The 14159-nt window shown below is 54.2% G+C and carries 13 protein-coding genes; 11 read left to right on the top strand and 2 right to left on the bottom strand.

Annotated features, from left to right (window positions below):
* Positions 1–290: 290 nt before the first annotated feature.
* The 3 genes from KO497_RS07430 (at position 291) to KO497_RS07420 (ending at position 4796) form a co-directional block, all read left to right on the top strand.
* The gene (locus KO497_RS07430; protein WP_215943335.1) at positions 291–1259 is read left to right on the top strand and encodes a LysR family transcriptional regulator; all 969 of its coding nucleotides are present in this window, start codon (positions 291–293) and stop codon (positions 1257–1259) included.
* Positions 1260–1488: 229 nt separating this feature from the next.
* A complete protein-coding gene (uvrA, locus tag KO497_RS07425) occupies positions 1489–4371 on the top strand; it encodes an excinuclease ABC subunit UvrA (RefSeq protein WP_215943334.1) in 2883 nt (960 codons plus the stop codon).
* On the top strand, positions 4371–4796 hold the full coding sequence (locus tag KO497_RS07420; RefSeq protein ID WP_215943333.1) for an NUDIX hydrolase: 426 nt from the start codon (positions 4371–4373) through the stop codon (positions 4794–4796). Before uvrA ends, KO497_RS07420 begins: the two co-directional genes overlap by 1 nt.
* A gap of 78 nt (positions 4797–4874) precedes the next feature.
* Here KO497_RS07420 and serS read toward each other — a convergent pair whose 3' ends face one another.
* Together serS and KO497_RS19420 are read right to left on the bottom strand one after the other, a co-directional pair.
* Entirely contained in the window at positions 4875–6167 is a 1293-nt protein-coding gene (serS, locus tag KO497_RS07415) for a serine--tRNA ligase (protein ID WP_215943332.1), read from the bottom strand.
* An 89-nt stretch (positions 6168–6256) separates the two neighbouring features.
* A complete protein-coding gene (locus KO497_RS19420; protein WP_215943331.1) occupies positions 6257–7549 on the bottom strand; it encodes a pentapeptide repeat-containing protein in 1293 nt (430 codons plus the stop codon).
* A gap of 193 nt (positions 7550–7742) precedes the next feature.
* On the opposite strand from KO497_RS19420, the gene yajC reads away from it, so the two are divergent.
* From yajC to KO497_RS07370, 8 genes are all read left to right on the top strand, one after another.
* Positions 7743–8066 carry a preprotein translocase subunit YajC gene (gene yajC / locus KO497_RS07405; RefSeq protein WP_215943330.1) on the top strand — a complete coding sequence of 108 codons (324 nt, stop codon included), beginning with the start codon at positions 7743–7745 and terminating at the stop codon, positions 8064–8066.
* 177 nt (positions 8067–8243) lie between these two features.
* A complete protein-coding gene (gene secD / locus KO497_RS07400) occupies positions 8244–10871 on the top strand; it encodes a protein translocase subunit SecD (RefSeq protein WP_215943329.1) in 2628 nt (875 codons plus the stop codon).
* Positions 10872–10923: 52 nt separating this feature from the next.
* Complete coding sequence (locus KO497_RS07395; RefSeq protein ID WP_215943581.1) at positions 10924–11277, top strand: Mth938-like domain-containing protein; 354 nt, start codon at positions 10924–10926, stop codon at positions 11275–11277.
* A 30-nt stretch (positions 11278–11307) separates the two neighbouring features.
* Positions 11308–11928 carry a heme ABC exporter ATP-binding protein CcmA gene (gene ccmA / locus KO497_RS07390; RefSeq protein ID WP_215943328.1) on the top strand — a complete coding sequence of 207 codons (621 nt, stop codon included), beginning with the start codon at positions 11308–11310 and terminating at the stop codon, positions 11926–11928.
* Positions 11925–12581 carry a heme exporter protein CcmB gene (gene ccmB / locus KO497_RS07385; protein ID WP_215943327.1) on the top strand — a complete coding sequence of 219 codons (657 nt, stop codon included), beginning with the start codon at positions 11925–11927 and terminating at the stop codon, positions 12579–12581. Before ccmA ends, ccmB begins: the two co-directional genes overlap by 4 nt.
* 111 nt (positions 12582–12692) lie before the next feature.
* Entirely contained in the window at positions 12693–13427 is a 735-nt protein-coding gene (locus KO497_RS07380) for a heme ABC transporter permease (protein WP_215943326.1), read from the top strand.
* Positions 13424–13582 (top strand): heme exporter protein CcmD, encoded by a 159-nt coding sequence (gene ccmD / locus KO497_RS07375; protein WP_215943325.1) that lies wholly within the window; start codon positions 13424–13426, stop codon positions 13580–13582. The genes KO497_RS07380 and ccmD overlap by 4 nt, the downstream gene beginning before the upstream one ends.
* The gene (locus tag KO497_RS07370) at positions 13575–14114 is read left to right on the top strand and encodes a DsbE family thiol:disulfide interchange protein (protein WP_215943324.1); all 540 of its coding nucleotides are present in this window, start codon (positions 13575–13577) and stop codon (positions 14112–14114) included. The genes ccmD and KO497_RS07370 overlap by 8 nt, the downstream gene beginning before the upstream one ends.
* Positions 14115–14159: the final 45 nt, after the last annotated feature.

The following is a 14159-nucleotide window of genomic DNA, read 5'->3' as shown; positions in this document are numbered from 1 at the left end:
AAGGCTACGTCATCGGACGTCAACTTGAGACCACCGAAGAAGACCTGATGCAAACCGTTTTCCCGCATCCAACCATGTCAGAAATGATGCATGAATCCGTGCTGGATGCTTATGGGCGTGCCTTGCATATCTAATATCTTTCTAGGTCAAAACCAAACACTGCGCCGTCCCATTGGGGCGGCGCTTTGCGTTTGTAATGTCGTGGCTTGCATGAGTTCATTAGGTGTTCTTAATTGTTATATACGCGCGCGGGGCTTGTGCATAAATACGCGCACTCATATGGTCACCTAATGACTGATTGGGATTCCTTACGCTATATTTTGGCCGTCGCTCGAGAAGGGGGGCTGTCTGGTGCTGCCCGTGTCTTGGGGGTCAATCACGCCACCGTGTCGCGACAATTGTCGCGCGTTGAAGACGCCTCGGGCGTGCGGTTTTTCACCCGTTTGGCCTCTGGCCTTCAAGCGACAGAAGCGGGCAAGGTTGCCATCGCTCATGCCGAAGAAGTTGAAGCACGCATGGTCGCCCTCGACATCGCATTGGCGGCGCGCGATGAGACCGAAGAAGGCGAATTACGGATCACCATTCCGCCGCTTGTCGCAGAAGATCACTTTGCCCAAGACCTTAAAGAATTCAAGCGCTTGCATCCGGGAATCGATATCCAAATTCGCGGCTCGACCGATATATTGAACCTGCACAAACGCGAGGCGGATATCGCCATTCGAGTCAGCGGATCGCCCGAGGAAAGTCTTTGGGGCAGAATGATGGTGCAGCAACGTGCTGGCTGGTTTGCCTCGCCTGACTTTATCGAAGAATACGCCGATGTCTTGGACGGCAAAGATATGGATAGGCCGCTGCCCTATATCGGCTTTACGGCTTGGGACAATGTTTGCCCGCCGACGCTATTTGCCAATATGCCCAGCTGTAAAATCGCACTGAAAACCGATGATATGATCTCGGCCATTTCGGCGGCGCATTTGGGAATCGGCGCAGTGCGATGTACGCATTTGGTGGGCAGCGGTGATGCGAAACTGGTGCGTGTGCCACAGTTTGCGCTTGATGATCACTTTCCGATATGGATTTTGACTCATCCTGATTTGCGCCATGTCCCGCGTGTGACCGAATTCATGCGCTTTATCGCAGCACGGTTTTCCGCGCGGCGCGAGATCTATTTCGGGCCAGATGAGTTGAGCGCGGGCGGTATCATGGCCAGCGCAGAGCAGGCACCTTTCGATGGTGATGTGACAGAGCCTGCCGAGTAAGGGCTTTGTGTCGACATTCTGGGCCAGATCAAACCATTGGATAATTTGTTAGCCACTTGCGGTCAACGGTAGTAGCTCTGGGCAGCTTTGCTCAAAATACGGTGATGCTCCTCTATATATTTCATGTGTTCGCTTAATGTTCTCGTTTTTGTGTTGGAACATGCGGCTTAGCCCGCTAGATATGTCAAAAGCGTTGCGCTTTGGGTGAATTTATACGGGTGGCAGGCATATGGCAGAGCTGAAATCGATCGAAGTCAGAGGTGCGCGCGAGCACAATCTTAAGAACATCGATGTGGATATTCCGCGTGACCAACTTGTGGTGATCACGGGCCTATCGGGGTCGGGCAAATCTTCGTTGGCCTTTGATACGATCTATGCCGAAGGACAGCGGCGTTACGTTGAATCCCTGAGCGCCTATGCCCGTCAATTCCTTGATATGATGGGCAAACCTGATGTGGATCACATCGCGGGTCTGTCGCCTGCGATTTCAATCGAGCAAAAGACCACCTCGAAAAACCCGCGCTCAACTGTCGGTACTGTGACTGAGATTTACGACTACCTGCGTCTGTTGTTTGCCCGCGCAGGCACGCCCTATAGCCCCGCGACGGGCGACCCGATTGAGGCGCAACAGGTCCAAGATATGGTCGATATCGTCATGACACTGCCCGAGGGCACGCGTGGGTTCTTGCTGGCGCCCATCGTGCGCGACCGCAAAGGGGAGTATCGCAAAGAGTTCCTTGAGTTGCGCAAGCAGGGCTTTCAACGTGTTAAAGTCGATGGTGAGTTTTATGAGCTGGACGAGCCGCCCACGTTGGACAAAAAGTTTCGCCACGACATCGATGTTGTTGTGGATCGGATCGTGGTGCGCGAAGGTTTGGAAACCCGTTTGGCGGACTCCCTGCGTACCGCATTGGATTTGGCCGATGGCATCGCCATTTTAGAAACCGCCCCGCGAGAGGGGGAAGGCGAGGTCGAGCGTCTGACGTTTTCCGAAAACTTTGCCTGTCCGGTGTCGGGCTTTACCATCCCTGAAATCGAGCCGCGTCTGTTTTCGTTCAACGCCCCCTTTGGGGCCTGTCCGCATTGTGATGGGCTTGGGGTCGAGCTGTTTTTCGATGAACGTCTTGTGGTGCCAGATGCCAGTTTGAAAGTCGCAGACGGGGCCATCGCGCCGTGGCGCAAAGGCAAAACGCCGTATTTCTTGCAGACGATTGAAGCGATTGCAAAGCACTATGAATTCAAAGCCTCATCCCCTTGGAAAGACATTCCTGATCACGTGAAAGAGGTATTCTTGCGCGGGTCTGGCGAAGAAGAAATCAAATTCCGCTATGACGAGGGTGGCCGCGTCTACGAGGTGACGCGTGCATTCGAGGGCGTGATCCCCAATATGGAACGCCGCTACCGCGAGACCGATTCCAACTGGATTCGCGAAGAATTTGAACGTTATCAAAACAACCGCCACTGCGGCCATTGTAATGGTTTCCGTCTGCGCCCCGAAGCTTTGGCAGTAAAGATCGGCCCTGAAGGTCAACGGTTACACGCGGGCGAAGTGGTGCAAATGTCGATCAAAGAAGCCTTTGATTGGATCGATGGCATCGACAAATCGTTGAGCAAGCAAAAGCAAGAGATCGCGAAAGCCATCATCAAAGAAATTCGTGAACGGCTTGGGTTCTTGAACAATGTTGGCCTTGAATACCTGTCGTTGTCGCGCAATTCGGGCACTCTATCTGGCGGGGAAAGCCAACGCATTCGTCTCGCATCTCAGATCGGTTCTGGCCTGCAAGGCGTGCTTTATGTGTTGGACGAGCCTTCTATCGGGTTGCACCAACGCGACAATGACCGCCTTATCGGGACGCTGAAAAATCTGCGCAACCAAGGCAATACAGTGATTGTGGTCGAACATGACGAAGACATGATCCGCGAGGCGGATTACGTTTTCGACATCGGTCCGGGGGCAGGGGTGCATGGCGGTCAGGTGGTCGCCAAGGGCACGCCTTTGGAAATTGAACAGGCCGAAGGCTCCATCACCGGCGACTACCTGACTGGCAAACGCGAGGTTCCCGTCCCTGAGGTGCGTCGCAAGGGCAATAAGAAAAAGATCAAAGTGGTCAAAGCCACAGGTAACAACCTGAAAAACGTCACGGCGGAATTTCCGCTGGGGATGTTTGTTGTGGTCTCAGGTGTCTCGGGCGGCGGCAAGTCGACTTTGACCTTGGAAACCCTGTTCAAAACCGCCTCGATGCGTCTGAACGGCGCGCGCCAGACTCCTGCGCCTTGCGAGACGATCAAAGGTTTGGAACACCTCGATAAAGTCATCGATATCGACCAACGCCCCATCGGGCGCACGCCGCGATCCAACCCTGCGACATACACAGGCGCGTTTACACCGATCCGTGAATGGTTCGCTGGCCTGCCAGAGGCGAAAGCGCGGGGATATAAGCCAGGCCGCTTTTCGTTCAACGTCAAAGGCGGACGCTGCGAGGCCTGCACGGGCGATGGCGTGATCAAGGTCGAGATGCATTTTTTGCCCGATGTTTACGTTGAATGTGAGACCTGTAAAGGCAAGCGTTACAATCGCGAAACGCTGGAAGTTCGCTTTAAAGGCAAAAGCATAGCAGACGTTCTTGATATGACTGTTGAAGACGCGCAAGAGTTTTTCAAAGCCGTGCCAGCCATCCGCGACAAGATGGATGCGCTGATGCGTGTGGGGCTTGGCTATATCAAAGTTGGCCAACAGGCGACGACCCTGTCGGGGGGCGAAGCACAGCGGGTGAAGCTGTCCAAAGAGCTGGCGAAACGGTCGACGGGACGCACGCTTTATATTCTGGATGAGCCCACAACAGGCCTGCATTTCGAAGACGTGAAAAAGCTGCTCGAAGTGTTGCACGAGCTGGTGGATCAAGGCAATTCGATGATTGTGATTGAACACAACTTGGATGTGATCAAAACCGCTGACCACATCATCGACATCGGGCCAGAGGGCGGCGATGGCGGTGGCATGATCGTGGCCACGGGCACGCCCGAACAAGTGGCCCAAATTGACGCCTCGCACACAGGGCGCTACCTCAAACCGATGTTGGAAAAAATAGCGGCACGCAAGGCGGCTGAGTGATGATGCAAGTGCCAAAACTTGGCGCTTTGGCGGTTGTTCTGCGCGACGGTTGCGCGCTCTTGGTGCAGCGCAAGAATCCGCCAGACGCAGGCACTTGGGGCTTTGCGGGCGGGCATGTGGAGTTCGGCGAGAGTTTTGCCGAGGCTGCGATACGCGAGTTGTTTGAGGAAACGGGTGTGATCGCCAAGCCCGTGCAACTGCTTGAGACTGCTGAGTTTATTCACCGTGATGCGGGTGGTATTGTGACCCATCACTTTGTGCTTGGTGCTGTGTTATGTGACTATGTGTCAGGGGACCCCGTGGCTGATGATGATGCGCTTGATGCCGCTTGGGTGCCACTCGATGATATCTATGCCAAACGCTTGCCTATGTCCGTTAAGGTCGATGATGTGGCGCGTATGGCTGCGGCTTTTCTGGCAAGGTAAACCTAAGGCTTACCCCTAATTGTGAGCGGCGTCCCTTGTGAAAAGGACGCCGTTTTTAACTTTGCGATAGCGCTGGTCTTAGCTCAATTTGCCGTCAACACCCAAGGTCAGCTTGCCGCCCAGATAAGGCGCCAAAACGGCTGGCAGGGTGACAGAACCGTCAGCCTGTTGACCATTTTCCAACACTGCAATCAAGGTGCGACCAACTGCCAAGCCTGAGCCGTTGAGCGTGTGCACGAACTCAGGCTTGCCACCGTCCGCAGGTTTGAACCGCGCGTTCATGCGGCGCGCTTGGAAATCGCCTGTGGTGGATACGCTTGAGATCTCGCGATAGGCATTTTGACCGGGCAACCAAGCCTCAATGTCAAATGTGCGCTTAGCGCCAAAGCCGATGTCGCCGGTGCACAGATCGACAGTGCGATAGGCCACGCCGAGTTTTTCCAAAATGCCTTCTGCGCAGCCCAGCATCCGCGCTTGTTCTGCATCAGATTCGTCGGGGTGGGTGATCGACACCATTTCGACTTTCTCGAACTGGTGTTGGCGCAGCATGCCCGATGTGTCGCGACCCGCTGATCCTGCTTCCGAGCGGAAACATAATGAATGCGCTGTCATGCGGATCGGCAGGGCGCTTTCGTCCAAAACATCGCCTGCGACTGAATATGTTAGCGGCACTTCTGATGTGGGGATCAACCACCAGCCGTTTGTGGTCTGGTAACTGTCTTCGCCGAATTTCGGCAGCTTATCTGTGCCATACATGGCCTCGTCGCGCACCATCACGGGAGTGTTCACTTCCGTTAGGCCGTTTTCGTCCACATGGGTGTCGATCATGAACTGCGCCAAAGCGCGGTGAATGCGGGCCACGCCGCCTTTGAGCACCACAAAACGGGTGCCAGACAGTTTCGCACCTGTCTCGAAATCCATCGAGGCTTTGACCGCTTCGATTTCGAAATGCTCTTTCGCGTCAAAATCGAAAGACGGCACATCGCCCCAAGTCTTGACCTCGACGTTCTCATTCTCATCCGCACCGTCTGGCGCGTTGTCCGCTGGCACATTGGGGATGCGGGCCAAGAAATCCGTCAACTCGGCGTCTTTGGTTTTGGCCTCATCATTCAGTCGCGCGATATTGGCTTTGCTCTCGGACACAAGTGCGCGCAGACGTTGGAATTCGTCTTCGTCGCCACGGGCTTTCGCCGCGCCCACTTCTTTGGACGACTTGTTCTGCGTGGCTTTTGCCTCTTCGGCCTCAGCAATCAAGGCACGGCGCGCAGTATCGATGTCCAAGATTTGCGATGACAGCCCAGACAGCCCACGGCGCGCCATAGCGGCGTCAAAAGCATCAGGATTTTCGCGAATGGCTTTGATGTCATGCATCGGGGGAGTCCTTGGATTGGAAATCTGTTGTGCTGCTTATGCCTTACTGCTTCAAAGGGATCAACGCCGACTTGTTTGGTTCTTGCGCGCTATCCATAAGGTGGTAGGCGGGTCTGAAACTGTCGCCATTGCTCTAGAAACTCTTTGTCATCCAATTCGACTTTTGGCCAATGCTTTGGAGCAATATTGTCATCTAAAAACACGGATGCGTCCCCAAATGTGTTTTCGAGGTCTTCAGCGGAGACATGAATTTCTGAAAGGTCGATGTCTTTCATGGCGGATTTTCTCAATTCTACATTGGCAAATTTAGAGCCTTCTAAAAAATACGTTCCGTCGAAGTTTGCAAAGGAAAAATCTACGCCGTAGATTCGTCCAGTGTGAAGTGAGGTTTGACTTAGGTCAGCACCGCATAACGATGCTTCAGTCATGTTGGCTTGTTCAATATGTGCACGCTTTAGCTTGATGTGTAGAGCATGGACACCCACCATATTGGTGCGGGTGAACGAAGCCTTCTCACAGTTGCTGTTTTGAAGAACTGCCCCGCTCAAGTCAGCGAAGCTAAAGTCCGCTGATTGGAAATCTCCACCGCTTAGGTTCATGGCCTGTAAATTGACACCCGTGAGATCAATGGCCAATTCTTCAGCGGGCACGCCGGTTTTTTCATGCAAGCGGCCCAAAACCTGCGCAGCTGTCTCCATGTCTGAACGCTTTGCTGAAAGCCTGTACGCCCATTCCCTGCTTTGATTTACATCTTGCCCCTCGGGGATTTCTGCAGCAGGATAGTCCCGCGTCATTTCGCGTAGGTAGACACAGAGCATTCGCGCTATGCGCGGGGCCATGATTGGGCGCTCAATTGCTAATGCTTCAAGCCGATCAATCGCGCCATTTCGGCGGATGATGTCGTCTTCCCAAATTGTTTCTCCATCCTTGGTCACCTGCCGCATCGTATGCAGGTCGGTATTCGCCTGATGCAGTTTTTCATTGAACAACACATCTTCATTATGCCTGTTTTGCTCGGTGGTGAGCTTGAGGCGGTAGATGGTAAAGGGCAGGGCGACAAGCGCGCCTAGCACTGCTGTGAGTGCGGCGGTCTTGGTCAGAAGAAAACGGCAATTGCTCTGGTCGTTCAAACAGGTTTTGAGATCGGTTTGCCAAACAAGATCATAGATGAGTGTGCACAGTCCAGCAAATAGGATAAGCGCAAGGATGAGCCAAAACAGACCGCCTAGAACGAAAACCATATGGATGGGTTTCATTTTGGATCGAACTGTTTCAATTGGCTTTGCACCAGTCTGATTGATCACCCAAGCCACAGCAATAACTAATAAAATGATCCATGGGACGAATGGCTGTGTGAGCAACTCTTGAAATTGGGTGGTCACGGCAATAGGTCCCTTAGAATTCGACGGCTAAAATCAGTTGTATAAAACAGCATTCAAAAGCAGTTGTCACTGCCTTGCCAAGCCTTGCACAGGCGCTTAGGGTGCGCGTCGACTTGGGGGGTGGAATCTGCCTCTTGCTTTGTAATTTTCGCACAAGGGATGGCCTTTGTGCAGCTACCAAAAGGACGACTTAATGTTCGTAACTCCAGCATATGCACAAGCCGCAGGCGGCGCAGGCGCAAACCCAATTATGCAATTCGTGCCGTTGATTGCAATTTTCGCGATCATGTATTTCCTTATGATCCGCCCACAGCAGAAAAAAGCCAAAGAGCACAAAGCGATGATCGAAGCGGTGCGTCGCGGCGATACGGTTGTGACAGCAGGCGGGCTTTTGGGCAAAGTGACCAAAGTGAAAGAAGACGGCGAATTGGAAGTCGAAATCGCTGAAGGCGTTAAAGTGCGCGTTCTCAAAGGCACATTGGCCAATGTGGTTTCCAAAACAGAGCCAGCGTCCTAAGCGTCTGAAATAGTACACAAAGGCCTGCGAAACTGCGGGCCTTTGATTGTTTTAAGGCGACTGTTTTAAGGGTTGTTTAAACGCGACCGCTTTAAGACGATCATTTTAAAACCTCTAAAATAATCCGCGCACCTTGCGATCTTTTTTGCTCCCGCGCCCCCGCATATAGGCTGTGACATGCTCAACTTCTCTCTTTGGAAACGGATCGTAATTTGGGGCCTTGTGGCCCTCGGTCTTTATGCAGCCTTGCCCAACGGGTTTTACAATCGCGTTGACGCCCACAATCAGGCGATAGCCACGATTGAAACCTCTGGAGAGACTGAAATCTTGGCCGCCGAACGTGACGCTTGGCCGTCATGGTTGGCGTCTAATGTGGTTAATCTCGGGCTTGATCTGCGCGGCGGGGCGCATTTGTTGGGCGAAGTGGATGTGAACGAGGTCTACGCGACACGTATGGACGGCTATTGGCCCGAGGTGCGCGACGCTTTGCGCGATGAACGCGCCACTGTCGGTACGATCCGCCGCCTAGACGCGCCTGATGGTTTGTTGCGGGTGCGTATTTCCAACGCGGATCAAATGGAAACAGCGCTGCGCACCGTGCGCGCTTTGGCTACGCCTGTGGTGTCTTTGACCGCAGCAGGACAAAACGACATCGTGGTGAGTGCCAATAATGACGTGATTTCGATTGAGCTGTCAGAGGCCGAACGTGCCGCAACAGACGATCGCACCATGCAGCAATCGCTTGAGATCATTCGCCGTCGTGTGGATGAGGTCGGCACACGCGAACCAACGATTCAGCGCCAAGGCGAAGATCGTATTCTTATTCAGGTGCCAGGGATCGGATCGGCAGCAGAGCTGAAGTCCTTGATCGGCACCACCGCCAAACTGACGTTCCACCCTGTTGTGGGGCAAACATCGAACCCTGACCAAGCCCCCGGCGCGCGCAATTTCCTTGCCGCTGATATTTCGGGCAACGGCGTTTACTATGTGTTGGAAGATACGCCTGTCGTGACCGGCGACGAATTGACCGACAGCCAACCAGCCTTTGACCAAAACGGCGCACCTGCTGTGACCTTCCGGTTCAACCCATCGGGGGCCCGCAAATTTGGCGACTACACTGCGGCAAATGTTGGCGCGCCTTTTGCGATTGTGTTGGACAACGAAGTGATTTCTGCCCCTGTGATCAACGAGGCCATTCGTGGCGGCTCTGGTCAGATTTCGGGCAATTTCACCATCGAGGAAAGCACCGAACTGGCCGTTTTGCTGCGCGCCGGGGCTTTGCCTGCCAAGATCAATTTCCTTGAGGAACGCACCATCGGGCCAGAGCTTGGCGCGGATTCCATCGCCGCGGGTAAGATCGCGACCATGGTCGCCTTTGCCGCTGTCCTTGTGTTCATGGGGCTGGCTTACGGGTTGTTTGGCATGTTCGCCAATATCGCCTTGATCATCAACGTGGCGATCTTGTTTGGGTTCTTGTCCGCCATCGGCGCGACGCTGACCTTGCCCGGTATCGCTGGGATCGTTTTGACCGTGGGTATGGCCGTGGACGCCAATGTGTTGGTGTTCGAGCGTATTCGAGAAGAATTGAAAACCTCGAAAGGGCCGGGGCGCGCGATTGAGCTTGGTTACGAGAAAGCCCTGTCGGCGATTGTCGATGCCAATATCACAACCTTTATCACCGCGGCTATCTTGTTCGTTATGGGATCTGGTCCGGTGAAAGGCTTTGCTGTGACATTGGCCTTGGGCATTTTGACATCCGTGTTCACCGCGATCTATGTGACACGCGCGATGGTGGCGATCTGGTATCACCGCAAGAACCGCAAAGGCTGGACGCTCAAAGGTGTCAAACTTGTGCGTGACGATACCACCGTCGATTTTTTCAAATTGGGCAAATACACCTCTGGCCTGTCAGGGGCTATGGTGATCGCGGCTGTGGTTGCGTTCTTTATGTTCGGGCTGAACTTTGGCATCGATTTCCGTGGTGGCACAACCATTCGTACCCAGTCTGAAAGCGCTGTCAGCGTCTCGGATTATCGTGCCGCGATGGAGCCTTTAGGGCTTGGCGATATAACCATCACCGAAGTGTTCGATCCAACCTTTGACGAAAACCAACATGTGGCCATGGTTCGGATTGAGGCGCAAGACGAGGTCGAAGCTGTCACGCCTGAAACCATCGCCATTGTCGAAGAAGCATTGCAAACCGTTGACCCAACAATCACTTTCCCATCGGTGGAATCTGTGGGTCCTAAAGTGTCGGGTGAGTTGATCACGACAGCTGTTTTGGCTGTTATGGCAGCCATTGGCGCGGTGCTGTTCTACATCTGGTTGCGCTTTGAATGGCAGTTCGCCGTGGGCGCTGTGGTGGCCTTGGTCCATGACGTGGCCATCACCATCGGTATCTTCGCGATTTTCAAAATCCAGTTCGATTTAACGATCATCGCGGCGCTTTTGACCATCGTGGGCTATTCGCTCAATGACACAGTTGTTGTGTTTGACCGCGTGCGTGAAAACCTGCGCAAGTATAAAAAGATGCCGCTGTCTGGCATTTTGAACCTGTCGATCAACGACACCTTGGCACGTACAATCATGACCTCTGGCACCACTTTGATCGCCTTGATCGCGCTATTGGTTTTGGGCGGTGATGTGATCCGTGGCTTTGTCTTCGCCATGACTTTGGGTGTCGTTGTCGGGACGTGGTCATCGGTCTTTGTGGCATCTAACATCTTGCTGTGGCTCGGCGTGAAACGCGATTGGGAAAAGAAAGACCCAACCCCTGGTATTCAAACAGACGGCAGCGCGGTTTAATCCCGCTCTGCTCACCACTTTGACAAATCACACGCCATAAACGGAGCGCATGATGCATATTAATGAGATGGCCTTTGAGGGCGCTGTGCCGATTGACAGCTACGGCCCGGGGTTCTTTCGGGTTCAAGGCGAAGTGCATACGGGCGCGATGTTGATGATGGCGGCGGATGTGTCTTCTTGGGGTGGCTTTGATGACGCTGCACCTTTGTTGGCCCTCAAAGGTCAGATTGATTTTATCGTCTTTGGCACCGGTGAACAGTTGGCTTATTTGCCAGCAGACTTGCGGCGTTCGCTGGATGAAGCGGGCATAGGGGCCGAAGTTATGGCCACGCCAACTGCGTGCCGCAGTTACAATATTTTGGCCTCAGAGGGTCGCCGTGTGGCTGTGGCGCTCTTACCTGTTTGATGCCGGCATAAATGCCTGTAGGTTGACCTTATGAGCATCCTATCTGTCACCAATCTTAGCATTGCGCGCGGCGGTATTCCTGTTTTGGAAGGCCTTAATTTTGCTGTCGGGACAGGCGAAGTCTTGGTGCTGCGCGGTCCCAATGGCGCAGGCAAAACCACATTGTTGCGCACATTGGCGGGGCTGCAACCACCGTTGTCTGGCACTGTCACCTGCGCAGATGATGCCGTGGCCTATGCCGCCCATGCGGATGGGTTGAAATCGACCCTGACGGCTGCTGAAAATCTGAAATTTTGGGCAGGCGTTTATGGCGGCGGCGATATTGAACCTGCGCTTAAAGCCTTTGATCTGGCGGCCCTCGCGGACCGGCTTGCGGGCAATCTGTCTGCTGGGCAAAAACGTCGCTTGGGTCTGGCGCGGTTATTGGTCACGGGCCGCCCTGTTTGGATTTTGGATGAACCTACGGTGTCGCTTGATGCGGCATCGGTCGCTTTGTTCGCCGCGGCTGTCGCCAATCATATCGCTCAAGGGGGTGCTTTGATCGTGGCCACCCATATCGATCTTGGATTTGACGCGCAGGTCTTGGATGTCGCCCCGTTTCGCGCCGACCCCCAAGTCATGTCCGGCGCTTTTGACGAGGCCTTTTTATGATCCGGCTGTTGATGCGCGATCTCATTTTGGCGCTTAGAGCAGGGGGCGGATTTGGCCTTGGCTTGGGGTTCTTTTTGATCCTCGTGACGCTTGTGCCCTTTGGGGTCGGTCCCGATTCCGAACGCCTTTCTGCCATCGCCCCCGGGGTGCTTTGGGTGGGGGCATTGCTGGCCTGTCTGCTGTCGTTGGACCGTATTTTTGCGCTTGATTATGAGGACGGCTCGCTCGACCTTTTGGCTACGGCCCCTGTGCCGCTCGAAGGTTTGGTCGCGATGAAAGCCTTGGCGCATTGGATCACCACGGGTCTGCCTTTGGTGGTCGCGGCCCCTATGTTGGGTGTTTTGCTGCACCTTGATGGGGCGGCTTATACTTGGCTGATCGTCACGCTGTTGATCGGCACGCCCGCTTTGTCCTTCATCGGGGCTTTTGGGGCGGCGATCACTGTGGGGCTCAAACGCGGTGGGCTATTGATGAGCTTGCTTGTGTTGCCACTTTATATTCCGACATTGATTTTCGGGGCTGAGGTCGTCCGGCGTGGCGCGCAAGGCTTTGACGTCATGACACCTTTGTTGATGCAAGGCGGGATCTCGGCGGGGGCGATTGCTTTGCTGCCCTTTGCCGCAGCCGCAGCCATTCGCATATCATTGCGTTAAAGCATTCTGCCTTATATCTGAGCAGGAATGCGACAAAACGCTATAACGCGATGTTGAGTTGAGAACACCGGCGCGACCCCCTAAGGTGAGCGTCAAATCGGGGAGAAACACATGGCGTCACTTTGGGAATGGGCAAATCCGCGCAAGTTTATGACTTGGACGGACAAGGCTTTGCCTGTCATCTCCATTTTTGCGGCTGTGCTGTTTTTAGCGGGGCTTATTTGGGGGTTCTTTTTCACCCCTGATGATTACCGCCAAGGCGCCACTGTGAAGATTTTCTATATCCATGTGCCCTCTGCCATGATCGCCATCAATGCATGGCTGATGATGCTGATTGCCTCCTTGATCTGGCTGATACGCCGTCATCATGTGTCTGTACTGGCAGCCAAGGCCGCGGCCCCTGTGGGCATGGTGATGACCTTAATCGCGCTGGCATCCGGCGCGATTTGGGGCAAGCCAATGTGGGGCACTTATTGGGAATGGGATCCGCGTCTGACGTCCTTTTTGATCCTATTTTTGTTTTATGTCGGCTACTTAGCGCTCTGGGAAGCCATCGAAGACCCCGACACAGCCGCTGATCTCACCTCAGTCCTATGCCTTGTCGGGTCTGTCTTTGCCGTTCTGTCACGCTATGCTGTGAATTTCTGGAACCAAGGCTTGCATCAAGGTGCGTCCTTGTCGTTGGACAAGGCGGAAAACGTCGCAGATGTGTTTTGGTATCCAGCCTTGGTGGCGCTCGCGGGCTTTGTATTATTGTTCTTGGCGCTGGTATTGCTGCGCACGCGCACAGAAATTCGCGCGCGCCGCCTGCACGCTATTGAGATGCGCGAAAGGGTTCAAGGATGATGCCTGATCTGGGGAAATACGCAGGCGATGTTTTCGCCGCCTACGGGATCACATTCGTGTTGCTGGGGGGGCTGATCGCGCTGTCGCTGATCCGCGCTGCCCGTATCAAAAAACGTCTACAAGCTGCCGAGGAGCGCCGCAAAACCAATGGCTAAATTTTCCCCTCTCATGGCCTTGCCGCCCGTCTTATTCGTTGGGCTGGCCAGCCTGTTTATTTATGGCATGAACCGCGAAGACCCAGATCAGCTGCCCTCTGCCAAAGCGGGCAAAGACGCGCCCTCTATTGCGCAAGTGACGCGCCTTGGCGATCTCGCGCCGCTGAGTGATGACATGCTGCGCACGGGTGGCGTCAAACTCGTGAACTACTGGGCCTCTTGGTGCGCGCCCTGCCGTGCCGAGCATCCGCAGCTTGAGACCATGGCGGGCGAGGGCGTGACGATCTATGGCATCAACTACAAAGACAAAGCCGATGCGGCTGTTGGGTTCTTGGCTGACCTCGGCAATCCATACACCGCCATCGGCGCAGATGAACCGGGCCGCACAGCGCTTGAATGGGGCCTCTACGGCGTGCCAGAGACCTATATTTTGAATGCCGAGGGCGAAATCACCTACCGCTTTGCAGGGCCGATTACAGTTGAGATCATGGACAAGTATATCAAGTCCGAGATTGCCAAGGCGGCTGAGTAGGGGGATAGGTTGCAAGCGGCAAAGATTTGCGAATGCTGTATTTGG

The sequence above is a fragment of the Pacificibacter marinus genome, from assembly GCF_018860665.1.
Taxonomy (GTDB): Bacteria; Pseudomonadota; Alphaproteobacteria; order Rhodobacterales; family Rhodobacteraceae; genus Celeribacter; species Celeribacter marinus_A.
This window is presented reverse-complemented; position numbering and strand designations above follow the sequence as displayed.

Excerpts from the sequence above, each read along its gene's own strand:
- serS (WP_215943332.1), bottom strand. The coding sequence starts at position 6,167 with ATGCATGACATCAAAGCCATTCGCGAAAATCCTGATGCTTTTGACGCC.
- ccmD (WP_215943325.1), top strand. The coding sequence starts at position 13,424 with ATGATGCCTGATCTGGGGAAATACGCAGGCGATGTTTTCGCCGCCTAC.
- ccmB (WP_215943327.1), top strand. The coding sequence starts at position 11,925 with ATGATCCGGCTGTTGATGCGCGATCTCATTTTGGCGCTTAGAGCAGGG.
- secD (WP_215943329.1), top strand. The coding sequence starts at position 8,244 with ATGCTCAACTTCTCTCTTTGGAAACGGATCGTAATTTGGGGCCTTGTG.
- uvrA (WP_215943334.1), top strand. The coding sequence starts at position 1,489 with ATGGCAGAGCTGAAATCGATCGAAGTCAGAGGTGCGCGCGAGCACAAT.
- KO497_RS07370 (WP_215943324.1), top strand. The coding sequence starts at position 13,575 with ATGGCTAAATTTTCCCCTCTCATGGCCTTGCCGCCCGTCTTATTCGTT.
- KO497_RS07380 (WP_215943326.1), top strand. The coding sequence starts at position 12,693 with ATGGCGTCACTTTGGGAATGGGCAAATCCGCGCAAGTTTATGACTTGG.
- KO497_RS07420 (WP_215943333.1), top strand. The coding sequence starts at position 4,371 with ATGATGCAAGTGCCAAAACTTGGCGCTTTGGCGGTTGTTCTGCGCGAC.
- ccmA (WP_215943328.1), top strand. The coding sequence starts at position 11,308 with ATGAGCATCCTATCTGTCACCAATCTTAGCATTGCGCGCGGCGGTATT.
- KO497_RS07395 (WP_215943581.1), top strand. The coding sequence starts at position 10,924 with ATGCATATTAATGAGATGGCCTTTGAGGGCGCTGTGCCGATTGACAGC.
- yajC (WP_215943330.1), top strand. The coding sequence starts at position 7,743 with ATGTTCGTAACTCCAGCATATGCACAAGCCGCAGGCGGCGCAGGCGCA.
- KO497_RS07430 (WP_215943335.1), top strand. The coding sequence starts at position 291 with ATGACTGATTGGGATTCCTTACGCTATATTTTGGCCGTCGCTCGAGAA.